Here is a 15764-nt window from a genome sequence, read left to right on the forward strand (position 1 = left end):
CTATGGCAAAGCCATTGCCAAGTAAAATCTGTCCCGTTTGCGAGCGCCCCTTCAACTGGCGGCGCAAGTGGGCGAAAGACTGGGAATCGGTGCGCTACTGCTCTGAGCGATGCCGGCGGCATCGCCGGCAGGCCAGCGCCACCAAAGGCCAAGGCGAGCGCTGATGGCGGTGCAGCTGGTTTGGTTTAAGCGCGACCTGCGTGTGGCCGACCACGCCCCGCTGGCAGCGGCTGCGGCGGCTGGCCCTGTGTTACCGGTCTATGTGATTGAACCGGGCTACTGGCAGCAGCCTGACACGGCAGCCCGGCACTGGGCGTTCATTCGCGAGAGCCTCGTTGAGCTTGATCAGCGACTGGTTGAGCTTGGGCTCGCCTTACAGATCCTGGAGGGTGAGCTGCCAGCGGTGTTTGCTCGCCTCCACGCAGAGCACGGGATCGCGGTCATCCACACCCACGAGGAAACGGGGAACGCCTGGACTTACGCGCGGGATCGCGCGGTGGCGACTTGGTGTCGACAAACCGGCGTGGCATTGCATGAGACACCGCAGTTCGGCGTTGTCCGAGGCCTGCGCAACCGCGATGAATGGCTGGGGCATTGGGAGCGCCGGATGAAAGCGCCTCAGGTGCAGATGCCGGCGTCGGTCGTCGCGGCACCTGATGTGACCCTGCAGGTGAGATATGCGGCACCGGCGCTCCCCGAGGCGCTGGGTCAGGATCAAACCCCCTGTCCGGGGCGTCAGGCAGGCGGGCGCAACGCCGGCCTCGATTTGATGGCCAGTTTTCTGGCCGAGCGGGGGGAGACCTATCGCCAGGGCATGTCGAGCCCGATGACCGCCGAGCAGGTCTGCTCGCGGCTCTCGGCGCATATCGCCTATGGCACGGTGTCGCTCAGGGAAATCGTTCAGACGCATCGGCAGCGCTGGCTTGAGGCCAAAGCAGCGGCGCCGCGCTCCTACTGGTCGCAGTCGTTGAAGTCGTTCGAGTCACGTCTTCACTGGCATTGCCACTTCATCCAGAAGCTGGAAGACGAGCCGAGTATCGAGTGGCGCAACCTTCACCGTGGGTATGACGGCCTGCGCGACGAGGATCGCGTTGACCCGAGGCGCTACACCGCCTGGGCACAGGGCGAGACGGGCCTCCCCTTCGTGGATGCCTGTATGCGTCAGCTAGCGCACGACGGATGGATCAACTTTCGGATGCGGGCCATGCTGGTCGCGTTCTCGAGCTATCACCTGTGGCTGCATTGGCGTGAGCCCGCGCAGCATCTCGCGCGTCTCTTTACAGATTATGAGCCTGGGATTCACTACTGCCAGTTTCAGATGCAGTCAGGTACCACCGGGATCAACACGCTGCGGATCTATAACCCCGTCAAACAGTCGCGGGATCAGGACCCGGATGGTGCCTATATTCGTCGTTGGATACCGGCATTAGCTGCGGTACCGGCCGACTGGATTCATGAGCCCTGGCGCCTGCCGACAGGGCTCCAGCAGCGCTATGGCGTTAAGCTCGGTACCGACTATCCCTGGCCTGTGGTGGACCACGAGCAGGCGGCGCGCGAGGCGCGGGACAAGATCAAGGCCCACCGAGCGAGCCGCCATCTGGGCCGGGAGTCCGCCCGCATTCGCCGTCAGCACGCCAGCCGAACGCCCAGTCCCGAGCGCCCCCGGCGCAAGGCAAAACCCGACAGCCGCCAGGGCGAGCTGGATCTCTAGCGAGTGGGCATAAAAAAACCGCCCGCCGGCAGCGCCGGGGGCGGTCGCTATTGGAATCAACGATTCCGTTGGCGCTTAGTACTCGAAGACGAGACCAGCAACCGCGAGGGAGTCGGCTCCACCAACATCATCAAAGTCGCCATACTCAGCGAAGATCATCAGGCCGTCAGCCACGTCGTAATTCGCGCCAAAGGCCATCTGTGAGCCATCCTCACCAGCATCGACGGAGAAGTCCTGGAACGCGCCGTAGAGCGAACCCATACCATAGTCATAGTTGATGGCAACGGCCGTGCCGTCGCTGTCGCTACCGTCCTTGTCGCTCTGCTCAGCATAACGTGCCGACAGCTCGACAGCGTCGGTCAGACCGAACACCGCAGCAACGCCAATTACCTCGTCCTCGGACTCAAAGGCGTTCCCCGTTTCGGCGTCTACCGAGCCGCGATCATCATAGCCCGCACTCAAAGACAGGTTGCCTGCAGTGAACTGCGCCGCGGCAATAAGGCTGAGCTCAGTGCCCGTCTGGTTTGCCGTGGTGGTCTCGTCTGCGATGCGGCTCTGCAGCCGGAACGAGAAATTTCCCATGTCCGGGCTGTAGTAGGTGACCATGTTGTCTTCTTCGGTCCGGCTGACCTGCGCCAGCGAGGCGTTCTCAAACGGATCAACGCTGTCGGAGATCAGGTCTTCGAAGACGTTGTCGCTATCGCCGATCTGGATCTCGCCGAAATCACCGGCGAAGCCGAGAACAGTGGCGTCGCGCGTAAAGTCGCCGTCGCCGTCGCCCAGGGTGTTGTACTCGAACTCGGTCTCGATGTAACCGGTGACGCCATTACCCAGATCGCGCGAGCCGCCGAAGACAACGATGGAGCCATCGTCGGTGAACTGTGTCTCGTCGGATCCGTCCGTAGCGTCCTCGGTGATGTAGTTCAGCACCACTTCGCCACCAAGCGTCACGGTCGTGCGGTCATCAACTTCAAAATCGGCAGCCTGCACACCAGCAGACACCATTCCGGCGGCCACAAACAGGGCCAGCTTGGAAACGTTTTTCATGGTCATGGTCCTCATAGCTAAATGTTGTTTCGACGCGACAGAGGGCAAAAGGGGACGCCGTGTGCGACACGCGAAACAATGGAGGACGCCCGTGACAGGTCAGTGAAAAAGCGATGACGATTCGGTGACAATCCGATGAAAAATGATCATCGGTGTTGCGCTTAAGCTACAAAATAGGAGTGTTCGTCGCGGTTGAGCGACAGCCGATTCATGCGCGATTCAGGCAGTCAGCGAGCTCGGCCGGCGTGGAGGCCCTGGGGAGGCAGGCGTGGTCGTAACACACCCAGGCGCCGGTGCCGGTGGCGGGTGCACCAGCTACGGCGGACCCCGCCGGCGGCGTGAAGACGATCCGTTGCGGGTGGTAGCCCCCTTCGGCCGTCGCGCGCCAATCGGAGAGAGTTTCATGATCAGTTGCGTCTAACCGCAGGGTGATAATTTTGGGCGGGTCAATGATTTCTTCCAAGGCATCGAGTAGCGCGCAGTGGGCGCCGGCGCTGTCCTCAATGCCGTCCGAGGCGGCGATTACCGTCCGCCGGGCGGCGTCGATATAGCGGTTATCCCCGAGCCAGTGACCGAGGCGGTTGAGGGACAGGGCTGCCACCGCATTGCCGGCCGGCAGGGCATCATCGGTAAAGCTGCGCGGCCGCTGGATGAGCGGCTCGTGATCGGCAGCCGTAAAGAAAAAGCCGCCGTGTTCGGTGTCTTCAAATTGGGCAAGCAGGACATCGCCCAGAGCGCTGGCCCAATCCTGCCGCGCCGCTGACCAGCGCACCTGCTGGAGCTCGATGAGTGCCGCCAGCATAAAGGCGTGGTCATCCAGATAGCCGGGCAGATCGGCTACGCCCGCTCGCCAGCTCGCCAGGCATCGGCCATGACGCCAGAGATGCGCGTGGATGAACGCCTCGGCGCGTTCGGCCGCGTCAATGAATGCCGGGATACCGAGGAAATGGCCGGCTCGGGCCAGTGCCTGGATCATAAGCGCATTCCAGGCAGTCAGGGCCTTGTCATCGAGCGCAGGCCGCTCACGCTGGTTGCGCGCAGCCAGCAGTTTGGCCTGGGCCGACTGCCAGCGCTCAACCAGTTGCTCCCGCGGGGTCTTTAAGCGTTTGGCGAGCTCCGAGAAGGTCATGTGCACTTGCGGATGCCATTGGCCTTCGAAATTGGGCGCTTCATCGAGGCCCAGGCGCAGAATCGCTAATTCTGCCTCGGCGGGTGTCAGCACCGCGTGCATCTGCGCGGGCGTCCAGAGATAAAACGCGCCCTCGCCGTCGCGGGTGTCGGCATCCAGTGAGCTCGCAAAGCCACCCTCAGCCAGGATCATTTCGCGCAGGACCCACTCGCCGGTCTCTCGCGCCACCCGGCGAAAGAACTTGTCGCCGGTGGCGCGATGGGCATCCGTCGCTACCCGGATCAGCAGGGCGTTGTCGCTCAGCATTTTCTCGAAGTGGGGGATGGTCCACTCCCGGTCCACCGAATAGCGCGCGAACCCCCCGCCGATCTGGTCATAGAGTCCGCCGAGGGCCATGCGTCTGAGCGTATGGCAGGCCATGTGCAGGGCGCCGCGGTCTACCTCGCCCTGGCGCTGGCTGCGGGCGTAGTGGCGGAGCATGCGCTCGAGGGCGGTTGGCTGCGGGAATTTCGGCGCCTCCCCGAACCCGCCAAAGGCCGGATCAAAGCGACTGGCCACCTGAGTGCGGGCGGCATCCAGTGCCTCAGGCCCGGGTAGCGCGGCCCCGCTGGTGCTGGCCAGGCGCTGGAGAACACGCTGCATGCGCGCGTTCTGCTCAATGATCTCGTCTCGGCGCGTCTGCCAGACCTCGGTAACCCGGGCCATGACATCGGCAAACCCCGGCATGCCGGCCTGCTCCGTTTTCGGGAAGTAGGTGCCCGTGAAAAACGGCACCTGCTCCGGAGTCAGGAACACCGTCAGGGGCCAACCGCCGCCTTGCTCAGCCAGCAGCTGGTGTGCCATTTGGTAGATGCGATCGAGGTCAGGGCGCTCTTCCCGGTCGACCTTGATGTTGATGAAGTCCTGGTTCATTTGCGCGGCGATCGCCGGGTCCTCGAAGGACTCGTGCGCCATCACGTGGCACCAGTGGCAGGCGGCATAGCCAATCGACAACAGGATCGGGCGATCGAGCACGCGTGCTGCGGACAGCGCGGCCTCATCCCACGGCTGCCAGTGCACCGGGTTGTCGGCATGCTGGCGCAGGTAGGGGCTGGTCGTTTGCGCCAGCCGGTTGGTCTCAATGGCCGCGGGATCCATGGCTGCTCCGACACCGTAGAGTCAAAGCCTCAATGCTATCATTCCGAGTATGGGGGTAGTCGGCGGGGATGCAGCGCATGCAGGTGAATCGGTCAACGGGACGGCTTGAGGGCGCCTCGTATCTTGCCTCGCCTAACTGTAATGCCAGGCCCGCTGGGTGCGAACCCGAGCTGGTGGTCATCCACGGGATCAGCGTGCCGGCGGGCCACTTTGGCGACGGGCATGTTGAAGGGCTTTTCACCAATGAGCTGGACACAGACAGCGACGAGCGCCTTGCCCATCTTTCCGGCGTGCAAGTCTCGGCGCATCTTCTCATTCATCGAGACGGTCACATCACCCAGTTCGTGCCCTTCAACCAGCGCGCCTGGCATGCCGGTGAGTCGAGCTTTAACCAGCGCGCCAACTGCAATGACTTTTCCATCGGCATTGAGCTGGAGGGGACGGATATGACGACCTACGCAGGTGTGCAGTACGACGTGCTTGAGCCGGTACTTCGTGCGCTGCGTGAAGCCTACCCTGAGATCGGCGATGACCGGGTGGTCGGGCACTGTCATATCGCGCCTGGCCGCAAGAGCGACCCCGGCCCGCGGTTCGACTGGGGACGTTTGCAGCGAAGTTTGGGTATCCTTCAGCCCGTCACTCAGCCACGGGTATCGACAAGATGACACTGCTCGCCCTGATTATTGCGCTGCTCATCAACGGGCAGCTGTCAGCCGGTGGATGGCGCAGCGCAAGGGGCTTTAATCGTTACGCCGACTGGCTGCGCCAACGCCTCATGCCCATGCGGCTGTGGAACCATGCCGGTGGCCTTGCCCTGTTGCTGGTGCCGTTTGTGGTACTGCTCGGCGTTTTGCAGTTGCTGATTGGCCATTGGCTGTTTGGGGCTGTCGGGCTAGTGCTAGGCGTGGTCGCGCTGTGTTTCGCGTTTGGCGGTGGGGAGCCGCTGGAAACCGAGGTGGCCAGCTTTACGGCGGCCTGGCGACGCGGGGACGAGGCCGAGGCACAGTCGGCGTTGAACGCGCTGGCCGGGACGGCGATTGCGCCGGTGGCCATGGAGCAGATGCCGGAAGTGGCTGCGACTCACCTGTTGCGGCGAGGCCGGACCCGGCTTTTTGCCCCGATTTTCTGGTTTGTGTTGCTGGGCCCTGTGGGCGCCGTCGGTTATCGACTGGTGGTGCTCGCCCGGGCCTTTGGCGACTGTCAGGACAACGCCGGTCCCGGGTACTGCCAGCGGGCTGAGCAGCTTGTGGCACTGCTTGACTGGGTGCCGGATCGGTTGATGGCCGCTGCCCTCGCGCTGGGGGGGCATTTCAGCGCCGCGGCCCAGGCCTGGGAGCAATCAGCGGGCACAGCTGATGGTGATCGGCTCTCACAAGCGGGTCTGGGGGCTTTGGGTCTGCCGCCTGCCGACGAGGCGGTCACACGTGATTTAACCGCTGAGGCGGTGGATGACGCGCATGCCCTGTTGCGCCGGGCGCTTTATATCTGGCTCGCCGTGTTGGCGGCTGGTGTGCTGCTGGGGGCGCTTTAAGCCCTAGACCACCAGGACCGGGCAGTGCGCGCCGCCCGCAACGCGTTGTGCGACGCTGCCAAGGAGTACGTTGGCGTCGCCATTCGTGCCCTGCGCGCCCACCACGATCAGATCGCAGTCGCGCTGTCGGGCGAATTGCACAATGGTGCTGGCTGGCCGGCCCCCTTTGACGAACGCCCGCAATCGCTCCTTGGGTACCTCGTGATCCATTAGATATTGCTTGGCCGACATGGCGATATCGGTGGCGTACTCCTTGAGGGCATCATCCGGCAGCTCCAGCCGATCGGGCCGGACCATCGATAACGAGGCCTCCCGCAGGCTGTGGTGTTTGAACACACACAAGACGAGCAATTCGGCATCAGTGAGATGCTGCAGCGCGATGCCCTTCTCCAGCGCCTGGACAGCGCCACTGGAGCCATCCACCGGGATCAGGATTCGGTTGAATACCGCCATTCCTTGCCTCTAATTAAACATCAGATCACGCAGCCCGAGCGCGATTTGCGGAAACATGATCAACAGCGCTGCTGCGGCCACCAACATGAGCACGAACGGGGGCGTGCCACGGATCACCTCAATGTAGGGGCGCTTGAATATGGCAATGGCTGTGAAGATATCGCAGCCAAAAGGTGGCGTCGCCGAGCCGATCGCCACCTGCAGCGTGATCAGTATACCCACGAGTACGGGGTCGAGCCCGGTGGCCTCAATGGCCGGCATGAAAATCGGCGTGAGGACCAGGATGACCACGATCGGATCCACGAACATGCAGGCAATGAAGAACGCCACGCAGATGGCGATCAGCACCCCCGTCGGTCCGGCCTCGTTAATGCCCACCGCTTCGAGCACCGCCTGCGGGATCTGGGCGAATGAAATGATCCACGAAAAGCCATTGCCCACACCCACCAGAATGAAGACCACGGCTGTGATGAGCCCGGTGGACTTGGCGATGCGCCAGATGTCGGCGGACTTCAGAGTGCGAAAGACGAGGAATTCGAGGATGAACGCGTAGAGCACACAGACCGCTGCCGCCTCGGTGGGGCTGAACACGCCGCCGTAGATGCCGCCGACGATGATCACTGGGAAGCCAAGCGGCCACAGGGCTTCGCGCACCGCGCCAAGGCGCTCCCGCCAGCTCGCCCGTGGCTCTGTCGGTACGTCCTTGAGCGTGGCGTAGACGACGCAGTAAATCGAGAACATCGCCAGGATCATCAGTCCCGGGACGATGCCGGCGATGAAGAGCTCGCCAATGGAGGTCTCTGAAATCACGCCGTAGACGATCATCCCGATGCTTGGAGGGATCAGGAACGCGATGTCGCTCGAATTGATGATCAGCGCGAGCGTGAATGAGTCTTTGTAACCGGCCTTGAGCATGCGCGGTCGCAGCGGCGAGCCAATCGCGACAACGGTGGCCTGCGTCGACCCGGAGACCGCACCGAATAGCGTGCAAGACGCCGCGGTGCTGACAGCGAGCCCGCCCTTAATATGGCCAATGAAGGCCATCACCATGTTGATCAGGCGCTCAGCCGACGTCCCGCGCGTCATGATGTCGGCAGCCAGAATGAACATGGGCACCGCGATCAGTGATGCCGGCCGGATCCCCGCCACGATCTGCTGGATCAGGGTGTCCATTTGCCCCAGACCATCAAACATCATCACGAAGCCGATGACTGCACCGGCAATCAGCGGCACCATCATCGGAAAGCCGAGCAGCAACAGCACGACCATGGCAGAGAACATGATCCAGCCCATGGCCGTTACACCTCCGTTTCCGTGTCGCTGTAGCCATCCACCATTGCGGTGGATAGATAGACGTCTTTTTCGCGGAGGTTTTTCACCGCCGTGAGCAAGAACTGGATGCCGGTGATCGTAAAGCCGATCGGGACCCAGAGGTAAATCCACCAGATGGGCAGACCAAGCGCCGGCAGGACACGGCCCCGGTCATACAGACTGATGATGTAGGTGATCGAGAAATAGAGCAGGAAGAACATGGCTGCCGCTGTGATCAGCGCAATCGTGATCATGATGGCTTTGCGTCCGGCGACGGGAAACGCGTCATAAATCGCGGACATGCGGATGTGGCGGCCGTGACGGGCGGCGTAACCGATCCCGGCAAAGGTCACCATGATAATCAGTATCCGGTTGATCTCGCCTGAGAAGAAAATGCTTGAGCCAAGGGCAAAACGGCCGACGACGTTGGCCACTGTATTCACGGCCATCAGGATCACGCCCAGGCCGAGGATGCCCGCCTCCAGGCGGCTGAGCAGCGTGTCGATGGTGCCCAGGATGCCCGGCAGCCCTGACTGGTAATGGTGCTCGGCCAGTTCGTCTTCGTTCATGGTTCCGTGCCCCCCAGAAGAAAAAGGGGCGATCCCGGGCTCCGGGTCGCCCCTTAGGGTTCGTATCAGGCCTTGATATAGTGCCTACCGAACCGCTTCGAGATCCGCCTTGAACTGCTCCAGGAGCATGGCGCCGTCCTCGCCGGTCATCTCCAGGTACTCTTCCTCGACCTGTGGGGCACGCTCACGGAAGGCGTCGATCTGCTCCTCGGTAAGGCGGGTTACCGTGACCTCGTCAGACGCGGCCTGGATTTTCTCGAGCGACTCTTCCGCCAAACCCTGAATATGCTCCATGGTGTGGTCGTAGGCAACATTGGCTGCATCCCGGATCAGCTGCTGATCGTCGGATGACAGGCCATCGAAGAAGTCCTTGTTGGCCATGGACGCGGTCGTAAACCAGCCGTGTCCTGTGAAGATCAGGTTCGGGGAGACCTCGTACAGGCCGCCGGACTCGATCCAGAAGATCGGGTTTTCCTGACCATCAAGCACGCCAGTCTGCAGGCCACCATAGACCTCACCCCAAGGGAGCGGTGTCGGCGTGGCACCGAAGGCGTTGTAGGTCTCTGACAGCAGCGGGTTGGTCATCACCCGGATCTTTTTGTTGTCGAAGCCCTCCGGGCTGGTCACCGGCTCGTCGGCCGTCACCACCATCTCGCCCTCGGGATACATCTTCAACAGCTCGAGGCCGTGCTCAGCGTAGAGCTCCGGGAACATCTCGTTGATGGCCGTGCTCTCGTCAAAGAACTCCAGCACCGTCTCTTCGTCGGTGGGCAGTAGATAAGGCACAAAGAAGATCTGCGCGGCCGGCAGCCAGGCACCACTGAAGCCTGGTGACTGGTTCACGAACTCGATGATCCCGTTTTGTGCCTGCTCCATGATGTCGTCAGACTCACCGAGCTCACCGAACCGGTAGACCTCCAGGGTGTGGTCAGAATTCTCTTCGATGTGCTCTTTGAACGCGTAGGCATACACGTCCTGCACATCGCCCTCGTACTCCTCGTGGGCATACCGCCAGTCTGCACTGAATGCTGTGGCGGACAGGCTCAGCGCCAGTGCACCCAGCGCCGTCCGGGTAAAGATGCGGGATGACTTCATTGATGAGTCTCCTTGTTTATGCTGTTTGGCCGCTATCACAAATGTGACAGTCATGTTGAGGCTAGCTTGAGGGGGTATGGGGGTCAAGTCGCAGACATTTGTGCCGATTTAGTGCACATCGGCGGGTAAATGCACACTTTTTGGGCGCATCCCGACTAGCTTCTTTGAGGGGGCTTAACGCGGTTTGTCTCCGAAAGGTCATCTTTCTTTGGAAACTGGTTGCCGTCAATGACTTGGCTTTGCATGCGCACGGTCGCGGTGGCCACGATCGGCAGTCGGTTATTGCGGAGCATGAGCTGCTCGCGCACATCCCAGTTTGAACCCAGCCACGCAGCACCCAGCGCGGCCTTGGCGATGAACCAGCCGGCATAAGGCACATGCAAGGGGTAGCCGTAAGTTACCTGCACGCGCAAGAGGGTCGCGTCCTGGAGCGTCAGTTCACTGCGTGGGGCGATCCGCGACGACTGGCGATGCATATCCCGGAATGGCAGGTACCGAGTGCCAGATCGGTCGCGTTGGCCATGATCGGTAAACGCTTCCCGGGTGGGATTGAGAATACGGATTCGGGCATGCGCCAGGATGTCGGGCAGCGTTTTGCTCACCACGCGGGTTTCGAAGGCCCCGACATTCCGCGGGGAGGGGTGAAGTGGCGTCAGGGCTCGCGCCAGGGCCAAGCGCATGGGCTGCATGCGCGCATTCTCCATTGCGCCGGCACGCGCGGCCATGAGGGCCCCATGATCAACGAACGCCCTTGCCTCGTACACGAAAGCCCACTGCACCACCGAAAGGCCGACCACCAGCAGCACCGGTAACGCGATCAGGCTCTCGAGCATCAGGCTGCCCTGCTGAGAACGCCGGCGGAGTGCTAGCTGCCACCACGACCTCGGTCGAGACCGCGAGCAAGCACCCCGCCAACGAAATGGAACCGCCATTAAGCCGAGTGACTAACCGCGGCAGCTCGCCGGTGCGAAGCGGGCGGGGAGGGTGCTACCTGTGCAGTCCCATTCTAGTTGCCCTGCTGTTGTTTCAGTGGGCGTGAAGATGATGCTGTCTCCAGCAGTAATTTCGTCACTCACTGTTTCGTTGATGGTCACTTTGATGGAGCCTGCTCCGGCATTCGCATCCATCACAATCGTATCGATCACAGCCGTAGAGTAATTGCTGCCAGCCGGGTCGCCCCCGGTGTCAAGGCCGGCCTCCTCAGCAGTGCCTGGCAACTCCCCATTCCCATAGTAATAATCCGCGACTGATGCCTTGACGGGGGCGACCGCGGCGACGGCCTCGGAGACCTTGGCTCGGACCGTGTAATCGGAATAAGCGGGTACGGCAACGCTGGCGAGGATGCCGACGATGGCCACAACAATCATTAACTCAATCAGGGTAAAACCACTTTGGTGGTTGCGCATTGTCTGACTCCTTCTGGTTGGCTTGACCGCCGGGCTGGCGGCGCGCAAGCGCTATTCGGCCAGAGGGCATGCGCAGCAGAGTGAGAAGTGACGCACAGATGCGATCAGCGTGGTGGCAACGCCGCCAGCCGGTCCTTACCTTGCAGCGCCGCATTTTTTGAACCGCACCACAGAATCGTGGAGAATAATGGCAATTTTCCCGAGGAGGCGGAGCGTCCATGAACCTGCACGAGTTTCAGGCGAAGCACATCTTCAGCCAGTACGGTATTCCTATTCCCAAGGGTTTCGTGGCCCGTTCCGCAGCGGAAGCACGCTCTGCGGCCGAACAGCTGGGCGGCCCGGTCTGGGTGGTTAAAGCCCAGGTCCACGCGGGCGGCCGCGGCAAGGCCGGGGGCGTCAAGATCGCCAAGAGTCTGGACGAGGTCGTGGAGTACACCGAGGCCTTGCTCGGTACCCGGCTGGTTACTCATCAGACTGACGAGCACGGCATGCCCATCAACTCGGTGATGATTGAGGAAGGCCTCGACATTGCTCGGGAGATTTACCTGGGCGCCCTCGTGGACCGCGCCAGTAAGCGCGTTGTGTTCATGGGCTCGGCTGCCGGCGGCATGGACATCGAAGAGGTGGCGGCCACCGAGCCCGAGAAGATCATCACCGTGCGGGTGAACCCTGTCGCGGGTCTGCAGGCCTACCAGTGCCGGCAGATGGGCTTTGCCCTGGGGCTGACGCCCGCACAGATCAAGCAGCTCACCCAGGTCATGAAGGGTCTGTATCGCTGCTTCGAAGACCGCGATCTGGGCCTGGTCGAGATCAATCCGCTGATCGTGACGGGTGATGACGAGCTCCTCGCCCTTGATGCCAAGATCAACGTTGACGACAACGCCATCGAGATCAACCGCCAGGCCGAGATCGCCGACATGCGCGATGTCAGCCAGGAGGATGACACCGAGGTGCAAGCCGCGGAGCACGGCCTTAACTACATCACCCTCGATGGCAACATCGGCTGCATGGTCAACGGCGCTGGTCTGGCCATGGCCACGATGGATGTCATCAAGCTTCATGGCGGCGAGCCGGCCAACTTCCTGGATGTCGGTGGCGGCACCAACAAGGAGCGGGTGACCGAGGCGTTCAAGATCATCTCGGCAAGCCCCGATGTGCAGGGCATTCTCGTTAACATCTTTGGCGGTATCGTTCGCTGCGACATGATCGCCGAGGGCGTCATTGCGGCCGTGAAGGATGTGGGCGTGAATGTGCCCGTTGTGGTGCGGCTCGAGGGCACCAATGTGGAACAGGGCAAGCAACTACTCGCCGAGAGCGGTCTCGATATCATCCCAGCCGATAATCTGACCGACGGCGCTGAAAAAGTCGTGGGCGCGGTCGGCGCCTGACCCGGTTACCCCCGGACACAAGACGAGGAAGACGCATGAGTATTCTGGTGGATAAACACACCAAGGTGATCGTCCAGGGCTTCACCGGCAAGCAGGGCACCTTTCACGCCGAGCAGTGCATCGGCTACGGCACCAACATCGTGGGTGGCACCACGCCGGGCCGGGGTGGCGAGACGCATCTCGACCGCCCGGTGTTCGACACCGTTCGCGATGCCGTGGGCGACACGGGCGCCGACGCCTCGATGATTTACGTCCCGGCGGCGTTTGCCGCTGACGCGATCCTCGAGGCCGCCGAGGCGGGCATCAAGGTCATCGCCTGCATCACGGAAGGCATTCCGGTGCTCGACATGCTCAAGGTGAAGGCCGCGCTCGACTTCTACGACGCCACGCTGATCGGCCCCAACTGCCCCGGCATCATTACCCCTGGCGAATGCAAGATCGGCATCATGCCCGGCCACATCCACAAGCCGGGCTCGATCGGTATTGTCTCGCGCTCGGGCACGCTGACGTACGAGGCGGTCAAACAGACCACGGACATCGGCATGGGTCAAAGCACCTGTGTGGGGATTGGCGGCGACCCGATTCAGGGCATGAGCTTTATCGATGTGATCGAGCGCTTCGAGGCCGACCGCCAGACCAAGGGCATCGTCATGGTGGGCGAGATCGGTGGAACGGCCGAAGAAGAGGCCGCCGAGTACATCCAGGCGCATGTGCGCAAGCCCGTGGTGGCCTATATCGCCGGTGTCACGGCCCCCCCTGGCAAGCGCATGGGCCACGCCGGTGCGATCATCAGCGGTGGTAAGGGCACAGCGGCAGACAAGTTCGGTGCGCTTGAGAAAGCCGGCGTGGCCACGGTTCGCTCCCCGGCGGAGATTGGCCAGCGCGTCAGTGATTGCTTTACTGGCTGAACCGACGTTATCAATGGCCGCATGCCGGCCCCCGATCTCGGGAGGCATCCTTCGCCCATGAGCGATAGGCTGCGTTTTGCCATGGCCCAGCTCAATCTCCTGGTGGGAGATGTGAGCGGTAATACCGACTCGGTCGTCACCGCCGCCCACGAGGCACGCGACCAGCTCGGTGCCGCGTTGGTGTGTTTTCCGGAGTTAACGCTGACCGGCTATCCGCCGGATGACTTGCTTTTGCGACCGGATTTTATCGAGGCGGTTGAAAAAGGCATTGACCGCATCGCGGCGGACACGCGTGGCATCACCGTGATCGTGGGGGCGCCGATATTGGAGCAAGGCCGCCTCTACAACGCGGCGCTGGTGATCCAGAACGGTGCGGTGATCGCCCGTTACGCCAAGCATGAACTCCCCACCTACGGTGTTTTTGACGATCTGCGCTACTTCTCGCCAGGTGAGGCCGCGTGTGTCGTTAACATCGAGGGCTGTCGGGTGGGTGTGACCATCTGCGAAGACGCCTGGCACCCCGGGCCTGTGGAGGCGGCGACGCAGGCTGGTGCCGATTTGATCGTCAACCTCAACGCCTCGCCCTTTGATCAGTACAAGGGCACGGCCAGGCAGTCGGTATTACGCGAGCGGATCGCCGAGAGCGCGCGTCCCATCTTGTATTGCAACATGGCGGGCGGACAGGATGAGGTGGTGTACGACGGCGGATCCTGCGCCTTTGATGGTCGTGGTGATCTCATGGTTCGGGCACCGCGTTTTGACACCGGCGTCTTCCCAGTCGACCTACAGCGTATCCATGGCGCATGGACGCCACTCGAAGGCGCGATCGATCCTGAGCTCTCTCCTGAAGCGGTCGTTTACGAAGCGCTGGTGTGGGGCGTGCGGGATTACGTCCAAAAGAACCGTTTCCCCAGTGTGGTCATCGGCCTGTCGGGTGGCATTGATTCGGCGCTCGTGGCGTGTATCGCCGCTGATGCCCTGGGGCCGGAGCGCGTTCACTGTCTGATGATGCCCAGTCGCTACACCAGTGAAATGAGCCACAGCGATGCGGCCGCCATTGTGAAGGCCCTGGGTGTGCGCTACGACATCATGGCCATTCAGGGGATGTTCGAGGCTTATACCCATGCGCTGGCGCCCGTGTTTGATGGCCGCCCGGTGGATGTGACTGAAGAGAATCTTCAGTCGCGGATTCGTGGCGCACTGCTGATGGCGGTGTCCAACAAGCTTGGTGGGCTGGTACTCGCCACCGGCAACAAAAGTGAAATGGCCGTGGGCTACGCTACGTTATATGGCGATATGGTCGGGGGATTCTCGCCGCTGAAAGACATCTTCAAGACCGAGGTTTATCGCCTCGCCCGCTATCGAAACACCCAGGGCCAGGTGATCCCTGAAAACGTACTGACCCGTCCACCCAGTGCCGAGCTCGCGCCCGATCAAAAAGACAGCGACAGCCTGCCCGACTACGCCGTCCTCGATGCCATTCTGGCCGCCTATGTGGAGGAGGACGCGCGTATCGATGAGATTGTCGAGCGCGGTCACGACCGCGCCGTGATCGAGCGGGTGGTGCGGCTTTTGCACCGCAACGAATACAAACGTCGCCAGGCCGCTCCGGGCGTGAAGGTGACGACGAAAGCCTTTGGCCGTGACCGACGTTATCCGATTACCTCGGGCTTTGGCCGGGAGTCGGGCTGATACACTACGGCCCCCAAAACGACGGGAGTGAACGAATGAAAAAGATCGAAGCGATCATCAAGCCCTTTAAGCTCGATGACGTCCGCGAGGCCATTGCCGAGGTTGGCATCACTGGCATGACGGTGACCGAGGTCAAGGGCTTTGGCCGGCAGAAAGGGCATACCGAGCTGTATCGCGGCGCGGAATATGTGGTGGACTTCCTGCCAAAGATGCGCATCGAAGTCGTCGTACCCGACGATGTTGTTGATGGCGTGGTCGAGGCGGTCGTGAAGGCGGCCAACACCGGCAAAATTGGTGATGGCAAGGTCTTCGTCTCGCCCGTCGAGCAGGCGATCCGCATTCGTACCAGCGACCAGGGTGAGGAGGCGCTCTAGCGCGAGCCCGCTG

General features: G+C 62.0%; 16 protein-coding genes. 8 read left to right on the forward strand and 8 right to left on the reverse strand.

What is annotated here, in order from left to right; genetic code table 11:
• The first annotated feature begins 2 nt into the window (after positions 1-2).
• Positions 3-164 (forward strand): DUF2256 domain-containing protein, encoded by a 162-nt coding sequence (locus SPISAL_RS08790; RefSeq protein WP_016352776.1) that lies wholly within the window; start codon positions 3-5, stop codon positions 162-164.
• Positions 164-1711: a cryptochrome/deoxyribodipyrimidine photo-lyase family protein gene (locus SPISAL_RS01855; protein ID WP_016352777.1), complete on the forward strand. Its 1548-nt coding sequence runs from the start codon at positions 164-166 to the stop codon at positions 1709-1711. The genes SPISAL_RS08790 and SPISAL_RS01855 overlap by 1 nt, the downstream gene beginning before the upstream one ends.
• Positions 1712-1786: 75 nt before the next feature.
• Here the strand turns inward: SPISAL_RS01855 and SPISAL_RS01860 are convergent, their stop codons facing one another.
• Both SPISAL_RS01860 and SPISAL_RS01865 read right to left on the reverse strand, forming a co-directional pair.
• Entirely contained in the window at positions 1787-2764 is a 978-nt protein-coding gene (locus SPISAL_RS01860) for a porin (protein WP_016352778.1), read from the reverse strand.
• 202 nt (positions 2765-2966) lie between these two features.
• Entirely contained in the window at positions 2967-5024 is a 2058-nt protein-coding gene (locus tag SPISAL_RS01865; protein WP_016352779.1) for a thioredoxin domain-containing protein, read from the reverse strand.
• 77 nt (positions 5025-5101) lie between these two features.
• On the opposite strand from SPISAL_RS01865, the gene ampD reads away from it, so the two are divergent.
• Together ampD and ampE are read left to right on the forward strand one after the other, a co-directional pair.
• Positions 5102-5689, forward strand: a complete 588-nt coding sequence (ampD, locus tag SPISAL_RS01870; protein WP_041389435.1) for a 1,6-anhydro-N-acetylmuramyl-L-alanine amidase AmpD — start codon at positions 5102-5104, stop codon at positions 5687-5689.
• On the forward strand, positions 5686-6555 hold the full coding sequence (gene ampE, locus SPISAL_RS01875; RefSeq protein WP_016352781.1) for a regulatory signaling modulator protein AmpE: 870 nt from the start codon (positions 5686-5688) through the stop codon (positions 6553-6555). Before ampD ends, ampE begins: the two co-directional genes overlap by 4 nt.
• A 3-nt stretch (positions 6556-6558) precedes the next feature.
• On the opposite strand, the gene SPISAL_RS01880 is transcribed toward ampE, so the two are convergent.
• The 6 genes from SPISAL_RS01880 to SPISAL_RS09015 form a co-directional block, all read right to left on the reverse strand.
• Positions 6559-7008 carry a universal stress protein gene (locus tag SPISAL_RS01880; protein ID WP_016352782.1) on the reverse strand — a complete coding sequence of 150 codons (450 nt, stop codon included), beginning with the start codon at positions 7006-7008 and terminating at the stop codon, positions 6559-6561.
• Between the two features lie 9 nt (positions 7009-7017).
• Positions 7018-8301 (reverse strand): TRAP transporter large permease, encoded by a 1284-nt coding sequence (locus SPISAL_RS01885; RefSeq protein ID WP_016352783.1) that lies wholly within the window; start codon positions 8299-8301, stop codon positions 7018-7020.
• Between the two features lie 5 nt (positions 8302-8306).
• Positions 8307-8888 (reverse strand): TRAP transporter small permease, encoded by a 582-nt coding sequence (locus SPISAL_RS01890; protein ID WP_016352784.1) that lies wholly within the window; start codon positions 8886-8888, stop codon positions 8307-8309.
• An 84-nt stretch (positions 8889-8972) separates the two neighbouring features.
• Positions 8973-9983 carry a TRAP transporter substrate-binding protein gene (locus tag SPISAL_RS01895; protein WP_016352785.1) on the reverse strand — a complete coding sequence of 337 codons (1011 nt, stop codon included), beginning with the start codon at positions 9981-9983 and terminating at the stop codon, positions 8973-8975.
• 155 nt (positions 9984-10138) lie between these two features.
• The gene (locus tag SPISAL_RS01900; RefSeq protein ID WP_016352786.1) at positions 10139-10816 is read right to left on the reverse strand and encodes a hypothetical protein; all 678 of its coding nucleotides are present in this window, start codon (positions 10814-10816) and stop codon (positions 10139-10141) included.
• A gap of 111 nt (positions 10817-10927) precedes the next feature.
• Positions 10928-11389, reverse strand: a complete 462-nt coding sequence (locus SPISAL_RS09015) for a pilin (RefSeq protein ID WP_016352787.1) — start codon at positions 11387-11389, stop codon at positions 10928-10930.
• 218 nt (positions 11390-11607) lie between these two features.
• Between SPISAL_RS09015 and sucC the strand changes: the two genes are divergently transcribed.
• Genes sucC through SPISAL_RS01925 form a run of 4 tightly spaced genes read left to right on the forward strand, consistent with a single transcriptional unit; the run spans position 11608 to position 15751 of the window.
• Entirely contained in the window at positions 11608-12777 is a 1170-nt protein-coding gene (gene sucC / locus SPISAL_RS01910) for an ADP-forming succinate--CoA ligase subunit beta (RefSeq protein ID WP_016352788.1), read from the forward strand.
• A gap of 35 nt (positions 12778-12812) precedes the next feature.
• Entirely contained in the window at positions 12813-13685 is an 873-nt protein-coding gene (gene sucD / locus SPISAL_RS01915) for a succinate--CoA ligase subunit alpha (protein WP_016352789.1), read from the forward strand.
• Positions 13686-13742: 57 nt separating this feature from the next.
• Positions 13743-15377 carry an NAD+ synthase gene (locus SPISAL_RS01920; RefSeq protein WP_016352790.1) on the forward strand — a complete coding sequence of 545 codons (1635 nt, stop codon included), beginning with the start codon at positions 13743-13745 and terminating at the stop codon, positions 15375-15377.
• Between the two features lie 35 nt (positions 15378-15412).
• Complete coding sequence (locus SPISAL_RS01925) at positions 15413-15751, forward strand: P-II family nitrogen regulator (protein ID WP_016352791.1); 339 nt, start codon at positions 15413-15415, stop codon at positions 15749-15751.
• Positions 15752-15764 lie beyond the last annotated feature (13 nt).

Source organism: Spiribacter salinus M19-40 (assembly GCF_000319575.2).
Lineage (GTDB): Bacteria > Pseudomonadota > Gammaproteobacteria > Nitrococcales > Nitrococcaceae > Spiribacter > Spiribacter salinus.

Excerpts from the sequence above, each read along its gene's own strand:
- SPISAL_RS01855 (WP_016352777.1), top strand. The coding sequence starts at position 164 with ATGGCGGTGCAGCTGGTTTGGTTTAAGCGCGACCTGCGTGTGGCCGAC.
- SPISAL_RS01880 (WP_016352782.1), bottom strand. The coding sequence starts at position 7,008 with ATGGCGGTATTCAACCGAATCCTGATCCCGGTGGATGGCTCCAGTGGC.
- SPISAL_RS01885 (WP_016352783.1), bottom strand. The coding sequence starts at position 8,301 with ATGGGCTGGATCATGTTCTCTGCCATGGTCGTGCTGTTGCTGCTCGGC.
- SPISAL_RS01860 (WP_016352778.1), bottom strand. The coding sequence starts at position 2,764 with ATGACCATGAAAAACGTTTCCAAGCTGGCCCTGTTTGTGGCCGCCGGA.
- SPISAL_RS01865 (WP_016352779.1), bottom strand. The coding sequence starts at position 5,024 with ATGGATCCCGCGGCCATTGAGACCAACCGGCTGGCGCAAACGACCAGC.
- SPISAL_RS01920 (WP_016352790.1), top strand. The coding sequence starts at position 13,743 with ATGAGCGATAGGCTGCGTTTTGCCATGGCCCAGCTCAATCTCCTGGTG.
- SPISAL_RS01895 (WP_016352785.1), bottom strand. The coding sequence starts at position 9,983 with ATGAAGTCATCCCGCATCTTTACCCGGACGGCGCTGGGTGCACTGGCG.
- sucD (WP_016352789.1), top strand. The coding sequence starts at position 12,813 with ATGAGTATTCTGGTGGATAAACACACCAAGGTGATCGTCCAGGGCTTC.
- SPISAL_RS01890 (WP_016352784.1), bottom strand. The coding sequence starts at position 8,888 with ATGAACGAAGACGAACTGGCCGAGCACCATTACCAGTCAGGGCTGCCG.
- SPISAL_RS01925 (WP_016352791.1), top strand. The coding sequence starts at position 15,413 with ATGAAAAAGATCGAAGCGATCATCAAGCCCTTTAAGCTCGATGACGTC.
- SPISAL_RS09015 (WP_016352787.1), bottom strand. The coding sequence starts at position 11,389 with ATGCGCAACCACCAAAGTGGTTTTACCCTGATTGAGTTAATGATTGTT.
- SPISAL_RS08790 (WP_016352776.1), top strand. The coding sequence starts at position 3 with ATGGCAAAGCCATTGCCAAGTAAAATCTGTCCCGTTTGCGAGCGCCCC.
- SPISAL_RS01900 (WP_016352786.1), bottom strand. The coding sequence starts at position 10,816 with ATGCTCGAGAGCCTGATCGCGTTACCGGTGCTGCTGGTGGTCGGCCTT.
- ampD (WP_041389435.1), top strand. The coding sequence starts at position 5,102 with ATGCAGGTGAATCGGTCAACGGGACGGCTTGAGGGCGCCTCGTATCTT.
- ampE (WP_016352781.1), top strand. The coding sequence starts at position 5,686 with ATGACACTGCTCGCCCTGATTATTGCGCTGCTCATCAACGGGCAGCTG.
- sucC (WP_016352788.1), top strand. The coding sequence starts at position 11,608 with ATGAACCTGCACGAGTTTCAGGCGAAGCACATCTTCAGCCAGTACGGT.